At 61.8% G+C, this 21,136-nt stretch carries 24 protein-coding genes; 17 read left to right on the top strand and 7 right to left on the bottom strand.

Features of this window, described 5'->3' with window-relative positions; genetic code table 11:
• The first annotated feature begins 35 nt into the window (after positions 1 to 35).
• Positions 36 to 905 carry a transposase gene (locus tag ACXZ1M_RS28695; RefSeq protein ID WP_459050994.1) on the top strand — a complete coding sequence of 290 codons (870 nt, stop codon included), beginning with the start codon at positions 36 to 38 and terminating at the stop codon, positions 903 to 905.
• Positions 906 to 957: 52 nt separating this feature from the next.
• Here the strand turns inward: ACXZ1M_RS28695 and ACXZ1M_RS28690 are convergent, their stop codons facing one another.
• Positions 958 to 2,649, bottom strand: a complete 1,692-nt coding sequence (locus ACXZ1M_RS28690) for an MFS transporter (RefSeq protein ID WP_459050993.1) — start codon at positions 2,647 to 2,649, stop codon at positions 958 to 960.
• A 217-nt stretch (positions 2,650 to 2,866) separates the two neighbouring features.
• Between ACXZ1M_RS28690 and ACXZ1M_RS28685 the strand changes: the two genes are divergently transcribed.
• Genes ACXZ1M_RS28685 through ACXZ1M_RS28660 form a run of 6 tightly spaced genes read left to right on the top strand, consistent with a single transcriptional unit; the run spans position 2,867 to position 9,024 of the window.
• Positions 2,867 to 4,045 (top strand): acetyl-CoA C-acyltransferase, encoded by a 1,179-nt coding sequence (locus ACXZ1M_RS28685; protein ID WP_459050992.1) that lies wholly within the window; start codon positions 2,867 to 2,869, stop codon positions 4,043 to 4,045.
• Between the two features lie 5 nt (positions 4,046 to 4,050).
• Positions 4,051 to 5,898, top strand: coding sequence for an acyl-CoA dehydrogenase (locus ACXZ1M_RS28680; protein WP_459050991.1), 1,848 nt, complete (start codon positions 4,051 to 4,053; stop codon positions 5,896 to 5,898).
• A gap of 13 nt (positions 5,899 to 5,911) precedes the next feature.
• Positions 5,912 to 6,691, top strand: a complete 780-nt coding sequence (locus ACXZ1M_RS28675; protein ID WP_459050990.1) for an SDR family oxidoreductase — start codon at positions 5,912 to 5,914, stop codon at positions 6,689 to 6,691.
• A gap of 16 nt (positions 6,692 to 6,707) precedes the next feature.
• A complete protein-coding gene (locus tag ACXZ1M_RS28670; protein ID WP_459054087.1) occupies positions 6,708 to 7,706 on the top strand; it encodes an NADP-dependent oxidoreductase in 999 nt (332 codons plus the stop codon).
• Entirely contained in the window at positions 7,703 to 8,614 is a 912-nt protein-coding gene (locus ACXZ1M_RS28665) for an SDR family oxidoreductase (RefSeq protein WP_459050989.1), read from the top strand. Before ACXZ1M_RS28670 ends, ACXZ1M_RS28665 begins: the two co-directional genes overlap by 4 nt.
• Complete coding sequence (locus tag ACXZ1M_RS28660; RefSeq protein ID WP_459050988.1) at positions 8,611 to 9,024, top strand: GNAT family N-acetyltransferase; 414 nt, start codon at positions 8,611 to 8,613, stop codon at positions 9,022 to 9,024. The genes ACXZ1M_RS28665 and ACXZ1M_RS28660 overlap by 4 nt, the downstream gene beginning before the upstream one ends.
• A gap of 2 nt (positions 9,025 to 9,026) precedes the next feature.
• On the opposite strand, the gene ACXZ1M_RS28655 is transcribed toward ACXZ1M_RS28660, so the two are convergent.
• The 4 genes from ACXZ1M_RS28655 to ygfZ form a co-directional block, all read right to left on the bottom strand.
• Complete coding sequence (locus ACXZ1M_RS28655) at positions 9,027 to 9,389, bottom strand: flagellar protein FlaG (protein WP_459050987.1); 363 nt, start codon at positions 9,387 to 9,389, stop codon at positions 9,027 to 9,029.
• A gap of 74 nt (positions 9,390 to 9,463) precedes the next feature.
• On the bottom strand, positions 9,464 to 10,207 hold the full coding sequence (locus ACXZ1M_RS28650) for an NRDE family protein (RefSeq protein ID WP_459050986.1): 744 nt from the start codon (positions 10,205 to 10,207) through the stop codon (positions 9,464 to 9,466).
• On the bottom strand, positions 10,198 to 10,485 hold the full coding sequence (locus tag ACXZ1M_RS28645; protein WP_459050985.1) for a DUF4936 family protein: 288 nt from the start codon (positions 10,483 to 10,485) through the stop codon (positions 10,198 to 10,200). Before ACXZ1M_RS28645 ends, ACXZ1M_RS28650 begins: the two co-directional genes overlap by 10 nt.
• A gap of 1 nt (position 10,486) precedes the next feature.
• The gene (gene ygfZ / locus ACXZ1M_RS28640; RefSeq protein WP_459050984.1) at positions 10,487 to 11,494 is read right to left on the bottom strand and encodes a CAF17-like 4Fe-4S cluster assembly/insertion protein YgfZ; all 1,008 of its coding nucleotides are present in this window, start codon (positions 11,492 to 11,494) and stop codon (positions 10,487 to 10,489) included.
• Positions 11,495 to 11,650: 156 nt separating this feature from the next.
• On the opposite strand from ygfZ, the gene mltG reads away from it, so the two are divergent.
• From mltG to ACXZ1M_RS28615, 5 genes are read left to right on the top strand one after another with little or no spacing between them, the layout of a single operon-like run.
• Positions 11,651 to 12,640, top strand: coding sequence for an endolytic transglycosylase MltG (mltG, locus tag ACXZ1M_RS28635; protein WP_459050983.1), 990 nt, complete (start codon positions 11,651 to 11,653; stop codon positions 12,638 to 12,640).
• 19 nt (positions 12,641 to 12,659) lie between these two features.
• The gene (tmk, locus tag ACXZ1M_RS28630) at positions 12,660 to 13,265 is read left to right on the top strand and encodes a dTMP kinase (RefSeq protein WP_459050982.1); all 606 of its coding nucleotides are present in this window, start codon (positions 12,660 to 12,662) and stop codon (positions 13,263 to 13,265) included.
• 16 nt (positions 13,266 to 13,281) lie between these two features.
• Positions 13,282 to 14,307 carry a DNA polymerase III subunit delta' gene (locus ACXZ1M_RS28625; RefSeq protein WP_459050981.1) on the top strand — a complete coding sequence of 342 codons (1,026 nt, stop codon included), beginning with the start codon at positions 13,282 to 13,284 and terminating at the stop codon, positions 14,305 to 14,307.
• Positions 14,308 to 14,317: 10 nt separating this feature from the next.
• Positions 14,318 to 14,701 carry a PilZ domain-containing protein gene (locus ACXZ1M_RS28620; RefSeq protein WP_373987073.1) on the top strand — a complete coding sequence of 128 codons (384 nt, stop codon included), beginning with the start codon at positions 14,318 to 14,320 and terminating at the stop codon, positions 14,699 to 14,701.
• Positions 14,702 to 14,717: 16 nt separating this feature from the next.
• The gene (locus ACXZ1M_RS28615) at positions 14,718 to 15,224 is read left to right on the top strand and encodes a GNAT family N-acetyltransferase (protein ID WP_459050980.1); all 507 of its coding nucleotides are present in this window, start codon (positions 14,718 to 14,720) and stop codon (positions 15,222 to 15,224) included.
• Here the strand turns inward: ACXZ1M_RS28615 and ACXZ1M_RS28610 are convergent.
• Both ACXZ1M_RS28610 and ACXZ1M_RS28605 read right to left on the bottom strand, forming a co-directional pair.
• Positions 15,199 to 15,753, bottom strand: coding sequence for a DNA-binding protein (locus tag ACXZ1M_RS28610; RefSeq protein WP_459050979.1), 555 nt, complete (start codon positions 15,751 to 15,753; stop codon positions 15,199 to 15,201). The two genes, ACXZ1M_RS28615 and ACXZ1M_RS28610, sit on opposite strands and share 26 nt — an antisense overlap.
• 19 nt (positions 15,754 to 15,772) lie before the next feature.
• On the bottom strand, positions 15,773 to 16,981 hold the full coding sequence (locus ACXZ1M_RS28605) for a cation:proton antiporter (protein ID WP_459050978.1): 1,209 nt from the start codon (positions 16,979 to 16,981) through the stop codon (positions 15,773 to 15,775).
• A gap of 142 nt (positions 16,982 to 17,123) precedes the next feature.
• On the opposite strand from ACXZ1M_RS28605, the gene ACXZ1M_RS28600 reads away from it, so the two are divergent.
• The 5 genes from ACXZ1M_RS28600 to ACXZ1M_RS28580 all read left to right on the top strand — a co-directional run bounded on the left by ACXZ1M_RS28600 (position 17,124) and on the right by ACXZ1M_RS28580 (position 21,042).
• Positions 17,124 to 17,903 carry a TatD family hydrolase gene (locus ACXZ1M_RS28600; RefSeq protein ID WP_459050977.1) on the top strand — a complete coding sequence of 260 codons (780 nt, stop codon included), beginning with the start codon at positions 17,124 to 17,126 and terminating at the stop codon, positions 17,901 to 17,903.
• Positions 17,903 to 18,586 carry an ankyrin repeat domain-containing protein gene (locus tag ACXZ1M_RS28595; protein ID WP_459050976.1) on the top strand — a complete coding sequence of 228 codons (684 nt, stop codon included), beginning with the start codon at positions 17,903 to 17,905 and terminating at the stop codon, positions 18,584 to 18,586. Before ACXZ1M_RS28600 ends, ACXZ1M_RS28595 begins: the two co-directional genes overlap by 1 nt.
• 213 nt (positions 18,587 to 18,799) lie before the next feature.
• Positions 18,800 to 19,723, top strand: coding sequence for a methyltransferase domain-containing protein (locus ACXZ1M_RS28590; protein ID WP_459050975.1), 924 nt, complete (start codon positions 18,800 to 18,802; stop codon positions 19,721 to 19,723).
• A 60-nt stretch (positions 19,724 to 19,783) separates the two neighbouring features.
• A complete protein-coding gene (locus ACXZ1M_RS28585) occupies positions 19,784 to 20,032 on the top strand; it encodes a hypothetical protein (protein ID WP_459050974.1) in 249 nt (82 codons plus the stop codon).
• 86 nt (positions 20,033 to 20,118) lie between these two features.
• Positions 20,119 to 21,042: a LysR family transcriptional regulator gene (locus ACXZ1M_RS28580; protein ID WP_459050973.1), complete on the top strand. Its 924-nt coding sequence runs from the start codon at positions 20,119 to 20,121 to the stop codon at positions 21,040 to 21,042.
• Positions 21,043 to 21,136: the final 94 nt, after the last annotated feature.

The following is a 21,136-nucleotide window of genomic DNA, read 5'->3' as shown; positions in this document are numbered from 1 at the left end:
ATGGTGAAGCATCTCGGTTGATGTAAGTTGCTCGAATGAGCCGCCCACTAAGACTTCAGTTTGCTGGTGCTGTCTATCACGTCACTTCAAGGGGCGATAGGCAGCAGTTGATCTACCTCGACGATACCGATCGTCTGGCGTGGATGGAGATGCTCGCCAGTACTTGCGCACGATTCAACTTTGCAGTTCATAGTTTCTGCCAAATGACGAACCATTACCATTTGGTGATAGAGACTGGCGATGCGAATTTATCCCGGGGAATGCGCCAGCTTAACGCGTTGTATGCACAGTATTTTAATCGGAGGCATCAGCGCGTCGGTCATGTCTTCCAAGGCCGGTACCACGCGATTTTGATTCAAAAAGAAGCGCATTTGCGGGAGGTTGCACGCTACGTCGTGTTGAATCCGATACGCGCCCGGATGGTGACGACGTTGGAAGACTGGCCTTGGAGCAGCTACCATCTGATGACGCGGGCGGCGGAACCCCCGGGCTGGTTGCAAACCGACTGGATGCTTGGCTTGTTCGGCGAGCATCAACAAGAAGCCATCGATGCATTTCGATTGTTTGTTGCTGCCGGGGTCGATGCCAGCAATCCTATCAAGAATGCGCGTCATCAACTTCTGCTTGGTGATGACGTCTTTGTTGCTCGCCATCGAGATTCACACGCTGCTGCTGTTCTGAATGAGGTAACGAAAGAGCATCGACAGGCACTCGCATTGTCGCTTGCAGAATATCAGGCCAAGTTCCGAGACCGGGACGAGGCGATTTCTGCTGCCTATTACAGCACCGCTTATACAATGGCGCAGATCGCCGCCCATTTTAAAATATCGTATCGCACCGTCAGCCGTATTATCCGCAGGATGGATGCTGCAACAGCTGTGGTCGTGTGCGATTGGCAGAACTGACCCCGGATGAAAAAAGCCGCCCGGAGGCGGCTTGGTTGTTGCCAGCGGGGGCTTAGTCCGCTGCGTAGATGTTGTTGTCCTTGGTTTCACCCACGAACAGGACACCAATTACGGCAGTGATCAGCGCGATGATGATCGGATACCACAGGCCGTAGTAAATGTCGCCCTTGAACGCCACCAGCGCGAACGAGATCGTCGGCAGCAGGCCGCCGAACCAGCCGTTACCGATGTGATACGGCAGCGACATCGAGGTGTAGCGGATGCGGGTCGGGAACATTTCCACCAGCATGGCGGCGATCGGGCCGTACACCATGGTCACATACAGCACCAGGATGAACAGGATCAAGACCATCATCGGTTTGTTGATCTGCGCTTCGTCCGCTTTGGCTGGGTAGCCGGCCGCTTTCACTGCGCCTGCAACTTCTTTCTTCAGCGCCGCATCAGCATCCTTGGAGGCTTTGTCGAAGGCCAGGCCGTCCGCAGTCAGCACCGCGTTGAAGGCGTTGATTTCCTTTTCACCCACTTTGATCTTGGCTACGCTGCCGGCCGGCGCGTCCTGCTTGCTGTAAGCCACCGAAGCGTTGGACAGGATGCTGGTCGCGATGTCGCACGAGGTCGTGAATTTCTTCTGGCCCGTTGGGTTGAACTGGAAGTTGCACGATGCAGGATCGGCATACACCACCACCGGCGAGTTTTTCAGCGCTGCTTCCAGCTGCGGGTTACCGTAGTGGGTCAGGGCGGCGAACAGCGGGAAGTAGGTGAGGGCGGCAATCACGCAGCCGCCCAGGATGATGTATTTGCGGCCGATCTTGTCCGACAGCATACCGAAGATCACGAAGAACGGCGTCGCCAGAATCAGCGACAGCGCGGTCATGACGTTGGCGCTGGCGCCGTCGATCTTGAGCACCTGGGTCATGAAGAACAGGGCGTAGAACTGGCCGGTGTACCACACCACCGCCTGGCCCATGGTCAGGCCGACCAGCGCCAGGATCACGATCTTCAGGTTTTTCCATTGACCGAAGGCTTCGGTCAGCGGCGCTTTCGAGGTTTTGCCTTCGGCTTTCATCTTGGCGAAGGCCGGCGATTCATTCATCGACAGGCGAATCCACACCGAAATACCCAGCAGCAGTACCGAGACCAGGAACGGCACGCGCCAGCCCCAGGCCTGGAACGCTTCCTCGCCGATGGCGGTACGGGTGCCCAGGATCACCAGCAGCGACAGGAACAGGCCCAGGGTCGCGGTGGTTTGAATCCAGGACGTGAACGAGCCGCGCTTGCCGTGCGGCGCATGTTCCGCCACATAGGTTGCTGCACCGCCGTATTCGCCGCCCAGCGCCAGCCCCTGCAAGATCCGAAGCGAGACGAGGATGATGGGCGCCGCGATGCCGATGGCCGCGTACCCGGGTAGTAAGCCGACCACAAAGGTGGACGCACCCATGATCAGGATGGTGATCAGGAAGGTGTATTTACGGCCGATCATGTCGCCGAGGCGGCCGAAGACCACCGCGCCGAACGGACGCACGATGAAACCGGCGGCAAACGCCAGCAGTGCGAAAATGAAGGTGGTGTTAGGGTCGCCGATAAAGAACTGCTTGGCGATGATCGGTGCGAGCGAACCGTATAGATAGAAATCGTACCATTCGAAGACGGTACCGAGCGAGGATGCAAAGATAACCTTGCGTTCCTCGGCGGTGATTGGCGCCTTGGCCGCAGTGCGCGGGTCGGCTGTTCCTGTATTTGCCATAATATGTGTCTCCTTTTGATTTTGTAGGATGTTTTTTCCCCAGCCGAGATAGTTACTACTTCGTCAGCTTGAGCCCAGTCTGTACCCTTAACCTTACGGCATTCTTGCACCAAACTTACGCGAAACTTACGCCGCAACGCCGCAAATATTTGCGAACGACCGTACTAAAAATATGCTATTCTGGTTTGAATAACACCACATTCCATAGGAGACTCTCATGATCGACGCCGTCATTGTATCTACCGCCCGCACGGGTCTGGCCAAGTCCTGGAAGGGCGCGTTCAACATGACGCACGGCGCCACCCTGGGCGGCCATGTGCTGCAAGCGGCCATCGCCCGCGCCGGCATCGAGGCTGGCGAAGTCGAGGACGTGCTGGTCGGCTGCGCCAATCCCGAAGGCGCCACCGGCGGCAATATCGCCCGCCAGATCGCCATACGCGGCGGCTGCCCGGTGACCACCGCCGGCATGACCATCAACCGTTTCTGCTCCTCCGGCCTGCAGACCATCGCCACCGCCGCCCAGCGCATCATCGCGGGTGAGGGCGATATCTATGCCGCCGGCGGCGTCGAATCGATCTCCTGCGTGCAGCAGGAAATGAATATGCACATGTACAAGGAAGTCTGGCTGTCGCAGCACAAGCCGGAAATCTATTGGCCTATGCTGCAAACCGCCGAGACCGTCGCCAAGCGCTACAGCATCAGCCGCGAGCGCCAGGATGAGTACGGCGTGCAGAGCCAGCAGCGCGCCGCCGCAGCCCAGGCCGCCGGTCTGTTCGACGCGGAAATCGTGCCGATGACCACCGTGATGGGCGTGGCCGACAAGGCGTCCGGCCAGCTGCTGTCGCGCGAAGTAACGATTTCGGCCGACGAAGGCATTCGCGCCGATACCACGTATGAAGGCGTATCGAAGATTCGCACCGCCGTGCCGGGCGGCGTGATCAGCGCCGGCAACGCCAGCCAATTCTCGGACGGCGGTTCGATGTCCATCGTGATGAGCGCGGACGTCGCCGCCGCCAAGGGCTTGCAACCGCTGGGCGTGTTCCGTGGTTTCGCCGTGGCCGGTTGCGAACCGGATGAAATGGGCATCGGCCCGGTGTTCGCCATTCCCAAGCTATTAAAGAAAGCCGGCCTGAAGGTGGAAGACATCGGCCTGTGGGAGCTGAACGAAGCCTTCGCCGTGCAGGTGCTGTATTGCGCCGACAAGCTGGGCATCCCGATGGACCGCCTGAACGTGAACGGCGGCGCCATCGCCGTCGGCCACCCTTACGGCGTATCGGGCGCGCGCCTGGTCGGCCATGCGCTGATTGAAGGCAAACGACGCGGCGTGAAATATGTGGTGGTCACCATGTGTATCGGTGGCGGCCAGGGAGCGGCGGGCCTGTTCGAAGTGGTGTAAGCCGCATGGACTCGACCATTCTGTCGCGCCGCGACCTGGCTTTCATGCTGTACGAATGGCTGGACGCGGAGGCGCTGACACGGCGCGACCGCTTCCAGGACCACAACCGTGAGACCTTCGACGCCGCCATCGACACGGCCGAGCGTCTCGCGACCGACCTGTTCGCCACGCACAACAAGAAGGCCGACAGCAACGAGCCGCACGTGGTGGACGGCAAGGTCCGCATCATCCCGGAGGTGAAGACGGCGCTGGACGCCTTCAGCGCCGCCGGCCTGATGGCGGCCGGGCAGGACTACGAACGCGGCGGCATGCAGCTGCCGGTGGTGGTGGAGAAGGTGCTGGCGGCGTACTTCACGGCCTCCAACGTCAGCACTTCGGCCTATACCTTCCTGACGATGAGCAACGCCAACACCTTGCTCAAGTGCGGCACGCCGGACCAGATCAAGCGCTTCGTCAATCCGATGCTGGAAGGGCGCTTCTTCGGCACCATGTGCCTGTCCGAGCCGCAAGCCGGCTCCAGCCTGTCGGACATCACCACCCGCGCCGTGCCGGACGGCGAACACCAGTACCGCCTGATCGGCAACAAGATGTGGATCTCGGCCGGCGAGCATGAGCTGGCGGAGAACATCGTCCACCTGGTGCTGGCCAAGATTCCCGGCGAGGACGGCAAGCTGATTCCTGGCGTGAAAGGCATTTCGCTGTTCATCGTGCCCAAATTCCTGGTCAACGACGACGGCAGCCTGGGCGAGCGCAACGACGTCGCGCTGGCCGGCCTGAATCACAAGATGGGCAATCGCGGCACCACCAATTGCCTGCTGAACTTCGGCGAGAAAGGCGGCGCCATCGGCTACCTGGTCGGCAAGCCGCATCAGGGCCTAGCCAATATGTTCCACATGATGAACGAGGCGCGCATTGGCGTCGGCCTCGGCGCGGCGGTGCTCGGCTACACCGGCTATCTGCACGCGCTGGACTATGCGCGCAACCGGCCGCAGGGCCGTCATCCGGCGCAGAAGGACCCCGCGCAGCCCCAGCTGCCCATCATCGAACACACAGATGTACGGCGCATGCTGCTGGCGCAGAAGGCTTACGTGGAAGGCGCGCTTGGCCTTGTGCTGTATAGCGCCCGCCTGGTCGACGAGCAGCACAGCGCGGAAACGCCGGAAGCGCGCGAACATGCGGCGCGGCTGCTGGACTTCCTGACGCCGATCACCAAGTCGTGGCCGTCGCAGTGGGCGGTGGAGGCCAACAGCCTGGCGATCCAGGTGCACGGCGGTTACGGCTACACGCGCGAGTACAACGTCGAGCAGTTCTATCGGGACAACCGGCTGAACGCGATTCACGAAGGAACGCACGGCATCCACGGGCTGGACCTGCTGGGACGCAAGGTGTCGATGCAGGACGGCGCCTTGTTCAAGGCGTTTGGCGCGGAAGTGCGCAAGACGGTGCGCAAGGTGCGCGGCAGCGTTGGCGCACCGGAGACTGCACCGGATGGCATGGCGGAGATCAGCCGGGAACTACTGGCGCACGCCGGCGAGCTGGAAGGCGCGTGGGCGGCCTTGGAACAAGTGACGCAGAAGCTGTATGCTGTCGGCGACATGAACAAGACGCTGGCCAACGCCAGCATCTATCTGGAAGCATGCGGTCACGTGGTGGTCGCCTGGATCTGGCTGCAGCAGGCGCTGCTGGCTGCAGCGTCGTTGGAACAGGCCGGCGCGGATCAGGATTTCTATCGGGGCAAGCTGCAGGCCTGTCGTTATTTCTTCCGCTGGGAGCTGCCGAAAGTCGGGCCGCAGCTGGAGCTGCTGGCCAGCATAGACACCACCACGCTCGATATGCGCGACGCGTGGTTTTAAAAAAGGAGACAAGATGCGTACTACCCAAGAACTGTTTTCGCTGGCCGGCAAGACCGCGCTGGTTACCGGCGGCTCGCGCGGCCTGGGCTTGCAGATGGCCCTGGCCCTCGGCGAGCAAGGCGCCAGGATTGTCGTCTCGGCGCGCAAGCAGTCGGACCTCGATGAAGCCGTCGCCTTCCTGTCGCAACGCGGCATCAGCGCCCACGCCATCGCCGCCGACCTGTCGCAGGACGAGCAGGCGGCGCAACTGGTGGACGGCGCCATTGCCCACCTCGGTCACATCGACATCCTGATCAACAACGCCGGCGCCAGCTGGGGCGCCCCGGCCGAAGACCATCCGGTCGAAGCCTGGGACAAGGTCATGGACCTGAATATCCGCAGCATCTTCGTGGTCTCGCAACTGGTCGGCAAGCGCACCATGATCCCGCGCGGTTACGGCCGCATCATCAACATCGCTTCGATCGCAGGATTGGCCGGCAATCCGCCGGGCACCATGCAGACCATCGCCTACAACACCTCGAAAGGCGCGCTGGTCAACTTCACCCGCACGCTGGCCGGCGAATGGGGCCGTCACGGCATCACCGTCAACGCGCTGGCGCCGGGCTTCTTCCCGTCGAAAATGACCAAGGGCCTGCTTTCGCAGATGGGCGACGAACTCATCAGCCATGCGCCGCTGAATCGCCTAGGCGACGACGAAGACCTGAAGGGCGCAGCGGTGCTGTTCGCCTCGGATGCAGGCAAACACATCACCGGCCAGATCCTGGCGGTGGACGGTGGCGTATCGGCGGTTTAGGCATAGCATGATCGAGATTCCCGAGCATTACCGGCGCATTGTGCTGGCGGCGCGTCCGCGCGGCCCGGTCGCGCCGCACAACTTCCGTATCGAAACCGTGCCTGTGCCGCAGCTGGCCGACGGTGAAGTGCTGATTCGCAATCACTACCTGTCGCTGGACCCGTACATGCGCGGCCGCATGAGCAAGAACGCCGGCTATGCCGCCTCGCAAGCGCTGGACGAGACCATGATCGGCGGTACCGTCGGCCAGGTGGTGGCGACACGCAATGAGTTCTTCAAGGTCGGCGACCATGTCAACGGCACGCTGGGCTGGGCGGAAATGGCAGTCTCCGACGGCTTGCTGCTGCGCAAGCTCGATACCACGCGCATACCGCTGTCGGCCTTCCTCGGCGTGGTCGGCATGCCGGGCATGGCGGCGTGGTACGGCTTCAACCAGATCATGGAGGCGGCCGCCGGTGAAACGGTGGTGGTGTCGGCCGCCAGCGGCGCAGTCGGCAGTGTGGTCGGACAGTTGGCGCGGCTGCGCGGTTGCCGCGTGGTTGGCATTGCCGGCGGTCCTGAAAAATGCGCCTACGTGGTCGATGAACTGGGCTTCGACGCCTGCGTCGATTACAAGGCCGGCAACCTGGAGGCCGACCTGGCCGCTGCCACGCCGGATGGTGTGGATGCCATCTTTGAAAACGTCGGCGGCGTGTGTTTCGACGCCGCGCTGGGCCGCACCAACGCCTTCGCCCGCGTTGCGCTGTGCGGATTGATCGGCGGCTTCAACGGCGCCGACATGGCCATCAAGAATACGCGCGCGCTGCTGCTGAACCGCCTGACCTTGCGCGGCTTCATCATCACCGAGCACATGGAGTATTGGCAGCAGGGCTTGCAGGAACTGGCCGTGCTGGTCGCCAATCGTCAAATCAAGTACCGCGAGTCGGTGGCGGAGGGGCTGGATGCCGCGCCGGAAGCGTTTATCGGCCTGCTACACGGGCGTAATTTTGGCAAACAACTGGTGAAGCTCATATGAAAACTATTCGAGACAAAGTCGCCGTCATCACCGGCGGAGCAAGTGGTTTGGGTCGTCAATTCGCCAACGTGGCCGCACGCGAGGGCATGAAGCTGGTGCTGGCCGATGTGCAGACGGACGCGCTGGACCGCGCCGTCGAGGAATTGCGCGCGCAGGGGGCCAGCGTGATCGGCCGCCTGTGCGACGTGCGCAAGGGCGAGCAAGTGCAGGCGCTGGCCGATGCGGCCGTGGCCGAGTTCGGCGCCGTGCACCTGGTGTTCAATAACGCCGGTGTTGGCTCCGGCGGCCTGATCTGGGAAAACACCGAGGCCGATTGGGAATGGGTGATGGGCGTGAACGTTTGGGGCGTGATTCACGGCGTGCGCATCTTCACCAAGCTGATGTTGGCGGCGGCCGAGAAAGATCCATCGTTCGAGGGCCACATCGTTAATACCGCGTCGATGGCCGGGCTGCTGAATGCGCCGGCGATGGGCGTCTACAACGTCTCCAAGCATGCGGTGGTGTCGTTGACGGAGACGCTGTACCAGGACCTGCAGCTGGTGGGGGCGCCGATCGGTGCTTCGGTCTTGTGCCCGTACTTTGTACCGACCGGCATCAGCCAGTCGCACCGCAATCGTCCCAAGGACGTGCGCATGTCGGCCGGGCCGACCGCCAGCCAGTTGGCGGCGCAGGCCATGACCGACAAGGCGGTGACGTCTGGTAAAGTATCGGCGGAAGACGTGGCCGAGATCACGTTCAAGGCCATCGCCGATGGCCAATTCTATATTTACTCGCATCCGGACGCGCTGGCCGGCGTGCGCGAGCGCATGGAGCACATCGTTGCCGGCACCAATCCCGCCGATCCTTACGCCGCCGCACCGCAACTGCGCGAATCGCTGCGGGCCAAGATCAAGGGAAGCAAGCAATGATTAAACTGGGAGACTGGACCACGCTGAGCGAAGATGCCAAGCTGGTCCGCTTCGAAGTGTTTGTGCAGGAGCAGAACGTTCCGGCCGAGCTGGAAATGGATAGCATGGATGCGGTGTGCCTGCACGCCGTGGCCTACGATGCGGATGGTACGCCGGTTGGCACCGGCCGTTTGCTGCCGGATGGTCATATCGGCCGCATGGCGGTGCGCAAGCCTGGTCGCGGCAGTGGTGTCGGCGGGGCGCTGTTGCAGGCGCTGATGGCGCAGGCCAAGGCGCGCGGCGACAAGGTGGTGATGCTGAGTGCGCAAACCCATGCGGCACCGTTCTACGAGCGCCACGGTTTCCGCATCGAGGGAGATGAGTTCTTCGAGGCAGGCATCGCGCATATCAATATGCACTACTCCTTTTAAGGTCAGGCTTCGCTGTCGATCAGCAGGCCTTTGAGGTTGCCGAGGTTTTTACCGATTTCCAGCGACTGTTCGGAAGGGAACTGGCGTAATACTTTTTTGGTTTCGGTATCGACCACCTTGACGACGGACCGGCCGCTGTCCTCGTCGATGCTGAATCGGACTTCGCTGTTGTCCTGCAGGAAGCGGTTGATGGCGTCCACGGAGTTCTTGATATCTTCCTTGGTGGGCGCGCGGGGAGTGGCGGCGTCCTTGGGCTTGACGGTGTCTGTCGCCACAGGTGGCGCGGACGCGGGCACAGGCGCCGGTCCGGCCTGGGCGGCGGTAGCGGGCGGCAAGCCCGGGCGATTAATGCTGCTCGTGTCCATAATGACCGTTTTCCTTCTTGTAATCGGGATACATCATCCCGCTACAGGTCATAACGGCAGCTTTGGCGAAAAGTTTAATGAATCAGCATCTCATGCAGCGTGGCTGGCGCGTTGGCGTAGAGTTTGACCACGGTCGAGGTGCGGGTGCCGTATTCCGGGCTTTCGATCCGCACAGCCGATAACATGCGCTCCACTTCCAGCGGCACACCCGTCTCCGGCAACCGCAGGTCCGGTGCTTGCGTGGTGTCGGACAGCATTTCGAAAAACGCGTCTTCCGGTGCGCCCAGGCACAGCAGGCTGGCGAATTGGGCCTTGGTTTTCAGCACTTTTGGCCACGGCGCATCCAGCAACGCGTTAGACAGTCCATACACCCCGGGCTCCAGCGGCTTGCCGTTGCGCGGGTCGCTGTCGCCTTTGTTGGAATACCAGATCAGCGTGTCACGGTCGCCCAGCACCAGGTTGAAGCCGTTGTACTCGTGGGCGTTGGCGCGGATCGATTCCACGTATTCCTGCGGCGTCATGCTGCCGGCCAGGTAGTCGGATACCAGCTGCCCACGCGACGGCGCATCGTCCCTGTGCTCGGACGGCGCGCGGATGTTGGTGATGGCGGCAAAACGCGACGGTCCGCCGTCCTCGCCCGGCTGCGTGACGCCCATCCAGCTGCCGCCGGCCTTCAAGTCGCGCCCGGCATAAATCTGCGGATGCTCCGGCCATGCGGCGGCCGGCGCAGTGGCGCGCTGATAAAACTCGTCACGGTTGGCTGCTGCGATCAGCGGCACCGAAGGCACGACCTGCCATGCGAAAACGATCAGGCACATGGCGCGACATCCATAAAGACTTCGGTGTGGCGCTCGCCAGCGATCCAGGTGGACAGGCCGGCCTGCGCAGCCGCTTCATCGAGCGCCGCCGAAAAGGAATCAGGCGCGGACGGATACACTTCCATCCACGTCTGCATGCCGTCCTTGCCTTCCGGCCGGCGTTTCAGTTGGCCGGCAACGCCGTGGCGCTGCGCTAGCGTGGCTTGCATGGCGGCGGCAGCCGTCCGCAAGGAAGCCGCGTCGGCGTCCTTGACCTTGTAGTAAATATAGAGATCCATGCTAGAGGTCGAGTGGTTCCAGCACGTATGGCATGTCGAGGAAGGTCAGCGCCACGCCTTCGGCCGAGCCGAGACGTACCGAGCCCGCTTCGATGGCGGCCAGCTTCATTTCCACCAGCGCATCCACGCCGCCGTTGCCGTTAGGCGCGGCGTTGACGATCATGCCGCATGGCTGCTCAGGGTCCGCCGTGGCAAAGACTTCCATGCCGGCCGCCGCCGTCGCGTCCGGAATGCTGACCAGGGTGGTGCGGCGCTTGAGCTTGCCCAGATACTGGCTGCGCGCGACGATTTCCTGGCCGGGGTAGCAGCCTTTCTTGAAGTTGACGCCGCCTAGCAGTTCGTAATTCACCATCTGCGGCACGAATTGCTCCTGCGTCGCCTTGGCGATTTGCGGGATGCCGGCGTGGATTTCGGACAGGTGCCAGGCATCGGTGGTGCCGGCGGCCAGCTTGGCGGCCAGCGCGGCGACCACGGTTTCCGCAGTCTCGGCCGACATTAACCACTGGTAGCGCGGCGCACCGAAGGCATCGGCTACGCGAATCAGGCTGCCCAGTGCGTGATCGATTTTAGTGAACGGTTGCGCCGGCAGGGTGTCGAACCAGGTTTGCAGCGTGGCCGGCGCGGCGCCGCCGCCCAGGCCGAACACCACCTGGTTGGCAGGCGCCTCGGTGGCGTCGCTCAGCTTGGTCTTGGCGCGCAGCACGAACATGGACAGGCGCTTCTGCACCGGCGCCTGAATGTCGCGCGGCAGTTGCAGGTAAATAGTCGAGGCGCTGCGCCACATCAGGAACGAGGCCAGCAGGCGGCCCTTGGGCGAGCAGTAGCCGGCCAGGCGCGCTTCGCCCAGGCCCAGGTGCTCGACGTCGTTGGTGAGCTGGTTGTGCAGGAAGCTGGCCGACTCCTCGCCGTCCAGCGCAATCAGCCCCAGATCGGTGATCGGGGCGAAAAATCCCGCAGCAATCTGCGTGGTATTCAGCGGTTGGGCGTTCAGTTCGTTCAAAGCAGGCATAATTTTCAATATTTTAGCGGTGGAAGCATTATCATTACGGGCTCATTATAGTGATGTCGCGGAGATCGCGTCGGAAGCCGCGCAAAACACGGCACTGGCGAACAGCGCCAAGAACTGGCAAGCTGTGCGACTTGACCCAACAATACGGCTTTAACAATGGCTTTTATCAAAAAAATAATCGGTCTGTGTGTCCTGTTCGTCATCCTCGGTGGTGCTTATTTCATGTACTGGTCGCAAAAGCCGATTATTCCGGAGGATGCCGAAGCCATTGAATTCAGCATTACGCCGGGCAGCGGCGCCCACGCCGCCGGCCAGCAGATAGCGGCGGCCGGCGTGCCGATCCAGCCTTTGCTGTTCAACCTGCTGGCGCGCGCGACCGGCAAGAGCGGCCGCCTGAAGGCCGGTTCGTACGAGCTCAAGCCAGGCTCCACGCCGCTGCGCCTGATCGACCAGCTGGCGCGCGGCGAGTACGCGCAGGAGCAGCTGACCATCATCGAAGGCTGGAACTTCCGCCAGATGCGGGCAGCCATCGCCGCCCACAAGGGCCTGAAGCACGACACCGTGGCCATGAGCGACCAGGAAGTGATGAGCGCCATTTCGTCCGAATACACGCAGGCGGAAGGGCTGTTCTTTCCCGATACCTATTTGTTCGCCAAGGGCGCCAGCGACCTGCAGATCTACAAGCAGGCCCACGCGATGATGCTGGCACGCCTGGCCACCGCCTGGGAAAAGCGCGATCCGGCGCTGCCGTACAAAAAACCATATGAGGCGCTGATCATGGCGTCCATCGTGGAAAAGGAAACCGGCCACAAGTCCGAGCGCGCCATGATCGCCGGCGTGTTCGTCAACCGCCTGAAGATCGGCATGATGCTGCAAACCGATCCGACCGTGATCTACGGCATCGGCCCCAAGTTCGACGGCAACATCCGCAAGAAGGATCTGGAAACCGATACGCCGTACAACACCTACACCCGGTCCGGCCTGCCGCCGACGCCGATCGCCTTGCCGGGCGTGCAGTCGTTGACGGCGGCGCTTGCGCCGGCCAAGACGGGCGCGCTGTATTTCGTCGCCAAGGGTAATGGCACCAGCCAGTTCTCCGACAACCTGAACGACCACAATCGGGCAGTCAATCAGTATCAAAGATAAGTAGTCAGAAAAATAACACATGGGTAAATTCATCACCTTTGAAGGCATCGATGGCGCGGGCAAATCCACGCACATCGCCTTCGTCAGCGAATACATCAAGGCGCGCGGCGTCGAACTGGTCAGCTCGCGCGAGCCGGGCGGCACGCCGCTGGGCGAGAAGCTGCGCGAAATCGTGCTGCACGAGAAGATGCACCTGGAAACCGAGGCCCTGCTGGTGTTCGCCAGCCGCCGCGAGCATATCGCCCAGGTGATCGCACCGGCGCTGGCGCGCGGCGCCTGGGTCATTTCGGACCGTTTCACCGATTCCACCTTCGCCTACCAGGGCGGCGGACGCGGCACCAGCCTGGAAAAGCTGGAAGTGCTGGAGCAGTGGGTGCATCCCGAGCTGCAGCCCGACCTGACGCTGTTGTTCGACGTGCCGCTGGACGTGGCCCGTGCGCGCCTGGACGCCACCCGCGACCTCGATAAATTCGAGCAGGAAAAGGCCGATTTCTTCGCCGCCACCCGCAACGAGTACCTGCGCCGCGCTGCCCAGTTCCCGCAACGCTTCCGCGTGATCGACTCGACCCAGGGCATCGCCGCGATTCAGCTGGAAATCGCCGCCATCCTCGATGCGTGCTTTTGAAATAGAATACTGAATAATGAGTAATTCCATCTACCCGTGGCAGGAATCGTCGTGGCAGCAGCTGCAAGCGCTGCGCCCGCGCATGCCGCACGCCATCCTGTTCCATGGCGCCGCCGGGATAGGCAAGTCCGACTTCATCGAGGCGTTTGCGCAGGGACTGCTGTGCGAGGCCGTGCTGCCGGACGGCCATGCCTGCGGCCAGTGCGCGTCCTGCGGCTGGTTCTCGCAGCACAACCATCCGGACTACCGCCGCGTGCGGCCGGAATCGATGGAAGACGAGATCGCCGACGAAGAGGGCGATGGCGAGTCGAAAAAGGCCGCCAAGACCAAGACGCCGTCCAAGGAAATCAAGATCGAGCAGATCCGCAATCTGGCGGATTTCATGAATATCTCCACCCACCGCCAGGGCTTGCGCGTGGTGGTGCTGTATCCGGCCGAGGCGCTGAACATGCCGGCCTCCAACGCCTTGCTGAAGACGCTGGAAGAGCCGCCGCCGGGCACCGTGTTCCTGGTCGCCTCCAACAGCCTGGACCGGGTGCTGCCGACCATTTTGTCGCGCTGCCGCAAGTTCGCGCTGCCGATGCCCAGCCACGCCGAAGCGCTGGCCTGGCTGAAGGCGCAGGGCGTGGCCGATGCCGACAGCTGGCTGCGCGAGCAGGGCGGTGCGCCGCTGGCCGCCATGGCCCAGGCCGAAACCGGCAGCCGCGAGGAACTGGAAACGCTGTTGCAGCTGCTGGCCCATCCGAGCATCGAAGGCGCCCTGAAAGTGGCGGACAAGTTGCAGAAAGTGCCGCTCAACCAGCCCGTTTCATGGTTGCAGCGCTGGCTTTATGATGTGTTTTCCTACAAACTGGCAGGCAACATCCGTTACTATCCTCGCTACCAGAAAGAGCTGGCCGGCCTGGCGGACAAGATCCACGTCAGCCGCTTGCTGGCTGCGATCAAGGGCGCCAACGAACGGCGTGCGACGGCGGACCATCCGCTGTCGCCGAAGCTGTTCCTGGAGGATATGCTGCTTGAGTACACCAACTGCTGCGCCTGAAAGGGAGTTCATGTCCGCTGCCAGCCCGCTCGATCCGAACACCGTGCCGTTGACGCCACGGCCGACGGTGTTGTCGCTGGCGATCAAGGAAAAGGCTGCGCTGTATGCGGCCTACATGCCTTTCCTGAAGAATGGCGGCATGTTCGTGCCGACCCAGAAACCGTACAAGCTCGGCGATGAGATCTACCTGATCCTGGCGCTGATGGACGACACCAATAAATACCCGATCGCAGGCAAAGTCGCCTGGATCACGCCGCCCGGCGCGCACAACAACAAGGCGCAGGGCATCGGCGTGCATTTCCCGGACGACGAGAGCGGCCAGCGCGCCCGCCTGCGCATCGAAGAAATCCTCGGCGCCGCGTTGCGTTCATCGCGCGCCACTCACACCCTGTAACCTCGCTTTCCTCCACATGACTTTTCGCCATCGCTTAGCCACGCTCGACGACCTGCCAACCATCGTTGCCATTTACAACACCACCATCGCCTCGCGCGAAGTGACCGCCGATACCGAACCGGTGTCGGTCGAGTCGCGCCTGCAGTGGTATCACGACCATACGCCCGAAAAACGGCCGCTGTGGATTATCGAATCGGAAGAGACGGGCAGCGAGATCCTGGGCTGGATGTCGTATTCGAACTTCTATGGCCGTCCGGCGTATTCGGGCACGTCGGAGATTTCGATCTACATCGCCGAAGACTGGCGCGGCAAGGGCATAGGCCGTTACTGCATCGAGCAGGCGATTGCCTTCGCGCCGCAGATCAAGGTGCATACGCTGCTGGGATTCATTTTCGGCCACAACAAGCCGAGCCTCGGCCTGTTCGCGAAGTTCGGCTTTGAAACCTGGGCGCATCTGCCCAAGGTGGCCAATCTGGACGGCGTGGAACGCGACCTGATTATCCTTGGAAAACGCGTGGCGTAAGCTGGATTTGCGGGCTGTCGAAGTCGACCACCGCTGAGCGGCCGCCGTTCATCAACATGCTGAACGGCGTGTTGTCGTTCAAGCCGCAGCGCAGGCTGGACTGCAGGTGGGAGAAATGGCCGAAGCCGTGATCGTGCGGCTGGCTGGCATAGGCATCCACTTCCAGTTCCTGCACGCGCTCGCTCAGTTGGGCGACCTTGCGGCGCAGCTGGATCAGTTCCAGCTCCTTCTGTTCCAGCTGTTCTTCATATTCCGCGCACAGTGCCTGGAAGCGCTGCTCGGCGTCCAGGTGTAACCGGTCGGACAGTTGCTCGACCAGCGTTTGCAGGCTGCGCGCGGTGTCGTCGCGCTTGAGACCGGGGCCGTTGCCTTCCTCCGCCAGTTCCTTCAGGTACTTGTGGATGGTCGACTTGGAACCGGTGTCGCCGAGCGCATGGCGCACCGCATCAACGGAGGGATAGCGCCCCTCAGCCAGCAACTGGTCCCGCGTTGTTCTGACTTGTGATTTCGTTAATCCGGTACGCGCCATGTTTCTATCCTTTTAAAGCTCAGGAGCTGGCTTGACCCACCAGTCCACGATTCTGTGCACGATTGAGTTTAGGGTGCACAACAGGAATCGTCAACATGGTACTGCCGATTGCCATCAGCAGCAGGGCCGTGAAGGTCTCGCTGGTGATGATTTGCTTGTCCAGCAGGATGTTGGCGAAGATGATTTCGATCAGGCCCTTCGATTGCAGCAGCCAGCCGATGATCGAGGCTTCACCGTCTTTCCATTTCAGGATCTTGCCGGCCAGGTGGGCGCCGGCCAGTTTGCCGCCGACCGAGGCGAACAGCAGCAGGCCACCGACGAAGAACACCGAAGCGCCGCCCATGTCCCACTTGGTGCGCAGGCCGGTGCTCAGGAAGAACACCGGCATCAGCACCAGCAGCACATTCTTGAACAGCGCGTCCAGTTCTTCCTGGCCGAACCATTCAGCATCCATCACCACGCCGGCCAGGAAGGCGCCGACCATGTAGTGCAGGCCGGCCCAGTCCGCCGTGAAGGCGCAGGCGATCAGCCAGATCATGGCGGCGGCCCAGCGGTCGTTCTTTTGCAGGCGTACCATCAGCTTGCGGAAGACGTAGGTCAGCAGGGCGAAGCCGACCAGGAAGGCTGCTTGGCGGCCGACGCGTTCCCAATCGAGCATGATCAGCGCCAGCACGCCCCAGATGGCGACGTCGTCCAGGCTGGCGTAACGCAGAATGCGCTGGCCCATGGGCTGGCGCAGGATGTCCAGTTTTTCCAGCAGCAGCACCAACACCGGCAGCGCGGTGACGGCGCAGGCCATGCCGGTGCCGACCATGAATTGCCATTTGGCCGCTTTCACGCCCATCCAGCCTTCGTAGTTCATCAGCAGCAGGGCGGCGGCGCAGCCGAAAATCAGCGGTGCGCACAGCGACAGGCCGGCCGTGGTGATGCTTTCGCGGCGATATTGCCAGGTCTTTTTCAGGTCCAGCTCGATGCCGGCCAGCATCACGAACAGCATGACGCCCCACATGGCGATGCCGCTCAAGGTTTTCACGACGTCAGGATTGAAGACGAATTTATGGTATTCGGGAAACAGGTTGCCCATCACGCCTGGGCCCAGCACGATGCCCATGATGATCTGCACGATGACCAGCGGGGCGAAGTAGTCGGTCTTGAACAGGCGCCAGATCAAGTAGGGGACGACGAAGATCAGCAGCATCTCCAGCAGGAAAATTTCGGTAGTACTCATGGGCCTCCTTTTTTATCGTAACGTTATTACGTAATGCATAACGAATACTAACCTGACAATTGGCAAGTTGAAAAGCTTTTTGCGCGCGGCGTCGCATCGCTTCCACAGGGAAGCAGGCGGCGGGATCGCTTATAATTCCCGCATGTATATCGACTCTCATTGCCACATCAATTTTCCTGAGCTGGCCGCTCGCATGCCCGAAATCCTCGCCAAGATGGCTGACAACAAGGTGACCCATGCCTTGTGCGTGTCGGTCGACCTGCCGGATTTCCCGCAGGTGCTGGCGCTGGCCCATCAGTATCCGCACATCTACGCCTCGGTCGGCGTGCATCCGGACTATGAAGACACGCCCGAACCGTCGGTGGAGCAGCTGGTGCAGCTGGCCGACGATCCGAAGATCATCGCCATCGGCGAGACCGGGCTGGACTACTTCCGCCTGCAGGGCGACCTGAAATGGCAGCGCGAGCGCTTCCGCACGCACATCAAGGCGTCGCGCATTACGCGCAAGCCGCTGATTATCCATACTCGTGCCGCCAGCGAAGATACGATACGTATCATGCGCGAGGAGGGCGCCGGCACCGAGGCGGGCGGCGTGGCGGGCGTGATGCACTGCTTTACCGAATCGCTGGAAGTGGCGCGCGCGGCCATCGAAATGGGCTTTTATATCTCCTTCTCCGGCATCGTGACCTTCAAAAGCGCCAAGGATCTGCAGGCGGTGGCGCTGGAGCTGCCGCTGGACCGCATCCTGATTGAAACCGATTCGCCGTACCTGGCGCCGATGCCGCATCGCGGCAAGATGAACGAGCCGGGCTTTGTAGCGCATGTGGCCGAGTACATCGCCAAGCTCAAGGGCGTCACCGTGGAGGAAGTGGCCGCGCAGACCACGGCCAACTTCCGTCGCCTGTTCAACGTGGCGGCCTGATGCGGGCCGCGCGGCGTCTTGCGGTGTTGGCGTTCGGCTTCGGCCTGGCCTCTCTGACTACGCCGGCGCTGGCCGACAAAGCAGCCGAACAGCTGCGCGATGAAACAGTAGAGTTCTTCCGCGCCGCTCAACTGGACGGCGCCAGCCGCGTGGCGCAAGCGATTGCGCGCGGCGTCAATCCCAACGTGCGCGACGCCAACGGCGAAACCGGCCTGATCGTCGCCATGCGCTACGAAGCGCCGAAGGTCGCCAAACTACTCATGAATCAACCCGGCATCGACCTCGAAGCCAAGGCGCCGAACGGCAACACGGCCTTGATGATGGCAGCCTTCCGCCAGAACAAGGCGGCGCTGCTGGAACTGATCAAGCGCGGCGCCCAGGTCAATCAGAAAGGCTGGACCGCATTACATTACGCGGCCGCCGCTGGCAGCGTGGAAATCACCACCATCCTGCTCGACAAGCACGCCTACATCGACGCCGAAACACCGTCCGGCATGACGCCGCTGATGATCGCCGCCCGCGAAGGCCAGGAAGACGTGGTCGCACTTCTGCTCGACCAGGGCGCCGACGCCACGCTGAAAGACGGCGGCTTCCACCTCACCGCCGCCGAATTCGCCACCAAGGCCGACAAGCCCTGGATCGCCAAAACCATCAATGCCTTCCTGGCCAAAAAAGCACGCTAGGCGCGAGATAGCAAGACGATGTACTGCAGGTAGGCAAAGCTACGATTCTTGCGCTGTCCGCCCCTTTAATACGCAGATTCATATTAATGGTTTCTTTAATATCATCAAGCTTCGCAACGGAATGAATTGGCGGGTGTTTTGTGTGCAGTTCCTCGCATGGTGCATCAACAATATTAACGATAATGGTCCCAGAGCACTCACCAAGGGACGACCATGCTGAACGAACGCGAAATTGAAAGCTGCTATCTGGGGCAGTTTATTCCAGTCCACTACCATCACAATATGCTGATGGACCAAAACCGCATGCACGGCTTTAAGTCGGCCATCGACTACGCCGTCAAGCCGGGCGCGAAGGTGCTGGAGCTGGGCGGCGGCACCGGTGTGCTGTCGTGGTTCGCGGCGGCCAAGGCGGCCAAGGTGTATTGCGTCGAGTTCAATCCGGACATGGTCAAGGAAGCCCGCAAGTTCCTGGCCAAGAATCCGAACGGCGAAAAAGTCGAAGTGGTCCACGCCGACGCCTTCGAATACCTGCCGCCCGAGCCGGTCGATGTCGTCATCTGCGAGATGATCCACGTCGGCATGCTGCGCGAAAAACAAGTGGAGGTGATCGAATCGTTCAAGCGCCGCTATCTGGAACGCTTCGGCGGCCCGCTGCCGGTGTTCCTGCCGGAAGCGGTCATCATGGCCGTCCAGCCCCTGCAGCAGGAATACGACTTCGAAGGCTTCTACGCCCCAATCGTGCAATTCCAGGAAACCACGGTGATCTATCCCGGCACGGTGGAGATGGCGCAGCCGGCCGTCTACAGCATCATCGACTTCAACCAGCAGAACGAGCTGGTCTACACCTGGCAGGGTAAGTTCGTGGTGGAACGCAACGGCGAAATCAACGCCATGCGCTTCGTGACCAAGAATATCCTCGCCGTGGTGCAGGAGCGCTCGACCACCATCGACTGGCTCAACCATTACATGACGCTGCCGCTGGCCACCCCGGTCAAGGCGCGCGAAGGCGATGTGTTGCAGGTCAGCTTCCAGTACCGCGCGGGCGGCTCGATTCCGTCGCTGCAAGCGTCGCTGAAGGCCGAAATCCTGTACGAAGCCGTGCTGCAGGCGGCCCCGCAAGTGCCGGCATTCGCGTAAAAAACCCTTCACGAAGGTCGTTCTTGAGCGTATATTTCGCCTTTTACGTGCGAGAAATGTATGTCCGAGATCGACCAACGCTACCTTATCCAGCAAAACAAGATTGCCGACGGCGAGAGCAAGCCGCCGGTGTTCGCCAAAGTCATGCGCAGTAAAGAGGGCGTGTTTGAAGGCGTTTCCTTCATCAAGTCCAAGGAAAAAGCGTCCGTGCTGACTATCGACGAGGCCAACGAGGCTGTTGCCTGGGCGACCAAGAAGAAGCCGAACGCCAAGGAATACGTCACCAAGATTATTTGCGTCGGCCAATGACGAAACGCCTACACTCGAAAGAGTAGCGCACGGAAACAATTTTGGCGGCATCCTATCCGATGAACATTGGATAAGACTATTCAGCCATGCTATCTGAAGACGAACTGGCACTGATCGAAGCAATCCGCAAATGCGGCAGCCTGTCGCGCGCCGCAGTCAAACTGGGCAAAGCGCCGTCCACCGTCTCCTACGCCGCGCGGCAGCTTGAAGAACGCTTCGACGCGCTGCTCTTCGACCGCCGCCACTATCGCCTTGAACTCACCCCGGCGGGCTGCCTGCTGGCCAACGAGGCGGCGCGCGTGATGCAGGAATCTTGCCGCATCACGCAGCGCGTCAAACAAATCGCCAGCGGCTGGGAAGAACGGCTGTGGATTGTCAGCGATGAAATCTTCGACTTTGAGCTGATCGCGCCCTTGATCGGACAATTCGACTGCCTGCAGTCCGGCGTCGACCTGCGCTTCACCACCGAGGTGCTGGGCGGCACTTGGGAGGCGCTGCGCGACGGACGGGCCACGCTCATCATCGGCGCCACCAACGAGCCCAGCGGCATTTCGGATCTGCGCTGGTTCGAGATGGGGCAAATGGACTGGGTGTTCGCCGTGGCCCGCAATCATCCCTTGGCCCGCGTGCAGGGCGCGCTGCCGCGTGAAGCCATACAGGCGCACCGGGCCGTGGTGGTGGCCGATTCCTCACGGGACACTCAAGGGCGAATATACGGCACGCTGAATGGGCAGCGCACCCTGGCGGTACCGAGCATGCGCGCGAAGATCCACGCCCAGAGTCTCGGCCTTGGCGTCGGCTGGCTGCCGCGCAAACGGGTGGCGAGCTTGCTCGCGCGCGGAGAAATGATCGAGAAGTGCACCGTCGACCCGCGCGAGCCCAACGTCATGTATGTGGCCTGGCGCGGCGACCGCGAGGGGCGGGCGCTGGCGTGGTGGCTGGACCGCCTGCGCGACCCGAAACTGGCGGCGGCGCTGCTGGACGGCCGCGATGTCTGCGCTCCCGACTGAACAATCGGTAGTGCCCGCACACAGGATGCTGGACATGCCGGCATAGGCGTATTGCCGCATGATGCCGGCGTGCGTGCCATCCTTGCGCATAGAT

The sequence above is a fragment of the Duganella paludis genome, assembly GCF_054461335.1.
The sequence above is the reverse complement of the archived record's forward strand: the minus strand, read 5'-3'. Positions and strand labels throughout refer to the sequence as shown.

What these genes read in the sequence shown, in the direction of transcription:
- ACXZ1M_RS28610 (WP_459050979.1), bottom strand. Translation starts at nt 15,753, where the DNA reads ATGGCGCGTACCGGATTAACGAAATCACAAGTCAGAACAACGCGGGAC.
- ACXZ1M_RS28685 (WP_459050992.1), top strand. Translation starts at nt 2,867, where the DNA reads ATGATCGACGCCGTCATTGTATCTACCGCCCGCACGGGTCTGGCCAAG.
- ACXZ1M_RS28595 (WP_459050976.1), top strand. Translation starts at nt 17,903, where the DNA reads ATGCGGGCCGCGCGGCGTCTTGCGGTGTTGGCGTTCGGCTTCGGCCTG.
- ACXZ1M_RS28665 (WP_459050989.1), top strand. Translation starts at nt 7,703, where the DNA reads ATGAAAACTATTCGAGACAAAGTCGCCGTCATCACCGGCGGAGCAAGT.
- ACXZ1M_RS28645 (WP_459050985.1), bottom strand. Translation starts at nt 10,485, where the DNA reads ATGGATCTCTATATTTACTACAAGGTCAAGGACGCCGACGCGGCTTCC.
- ACXZ1M_RS28615 (WP_459050980.1), top strand. Translation starts at nt 14,718, where the DNA reads ATGACTTTTCGCCATCGCTTAGCCACGCTCGACGACCTGCCAACCATC.
- ACXZ1M_RS28620 (WP_373987073.1), top strand. Translation starts at nt 14,318, where the DNA reads ATGTCCGCTGCCAGCCCGCTCGATCCGAACACCGTGCCGTTGACGCCA.
- ACXZ1M_RS28625 (WP_459050981.1), top strand. Translation starts at nt 13,282, where the DNA reads ATGAGTAATTCCATCTACCCGTGGCAGGAATCGTCGTGGCAGCAGCTG.
- ACXZ1M_RS28675 (WP_459050990.1), top strand. Translation starts at nt 5,912, where the DNA reads ATGCGTACTACCCAAGAACTGTTTTCGCTGGCCGGCAAGACCGCGCTG.
- ACXZ1M_RS28650 (WP_459050986.1), bottom strand. Translation starts at nt 10,207, where the DNA reads ATGTGCCTGATCGTTTTCGCATGGCAGGTCGTGCCTTCGGTGCCGCTG.
- ACXZ1M_RS28585 (WP_459050974.1), top strand. Translation starts at nt 19,784, where the DNA reads ATGTCCGAGATCGACCAACGCTACCTTATCCAGCAAAACAAGATTGCC.
- ACXZ1M_RS28590 (WP_459050975.1), top strand. Translation starts at nt 18,800, where the DNA reads ATGCTGAACGAACGCGAAATTGAAAGCTGCTATCTGGGGCAGTTTATT.
- ygfZ (WP_459050984.1), bottom strand. Translation starts at nt 11,494, where the DNA reads ATGCCTGCTTTGAACGAACTGAACGCCCAACCGCTGAATACCACGCAG.
- ACXZ1M_RS28600 (WP_459050977.1), top strand. Translation starts at nt 17,124, where the DNA reads ATGTATATCGACTCTCATTGCCACATCAATTTTCCTGAGCTGGCCGCT.
- ACXZ1M_RS28660 (WP_459050988.1), top strand. Translation starts at nt 8,611, where the DNA reads ATGATTAAACTGGGAGACTGGACCACGCTGAGCGAAGATGCCAAGCTG.
- ACXZ1M_RS28690 (WP_459050993.1), bottom strand. Translation starts at nt 2,649, where the DNA reads ATGGCAAATACAGGAACAGCCGACCCGCGCACTGCGGCCAAGGCGCCA.
- mltG (WP_459050983.1), top strand. Translation starts at nt 11,651, where the DNA reads ATGGCTTTTATCAAAAAAATAATCGGTCTGTGTGTCCTGTTCGTCATC.
- ACXZ1M_RS28680 (WP_459050991.1), top strand. Translation starts at nt 4,051, where the DNA reads ATGGACTCGACCATTCTGTCGCGCCGCGACCTGGCTTTCATGCTGTAC.
- ACXZ1M_RS28605 (WP_459050978.1), bottom strand. Translation starts at nt 16,981, where the DNA reads ATGAGTACTACCGAAATTTTCCTGCTGGAGATGCTGCTGATCTTCGTC.
- tmk (WP_459050982.1), top strand. Translation starts at nt 12,660, where the DNA reads ATGGGTAAATTCATCACCTTTGAAGGCATCGATGGCGCGGGCAAATCC.
- ACXZ1M_RS28580 (WP_459050973.1), top strand. Translation starts at nt 20,119, where the DNA reads ATGCTATCTGAAGACGAACTGGCACTGATCGAAGCAATCCGCAAATGC.
- ACXZ1M_RS28655 (WP_459050987.1), bottom strand. Translation starts at nt 9,389, where the DNA reads ATGGACACGAGCAGCATTAATCGCCCGGGCTTGCCGCCCGCTACCGCC.
- ACXZ1M_RS28695 (WP_459050994.1), top strand. Translation starts at nt 36, where the DNA reads ATGAGCCGCCCACTAAGACTTCAGTTTGCTGGTGCTGTCTATCACGTC.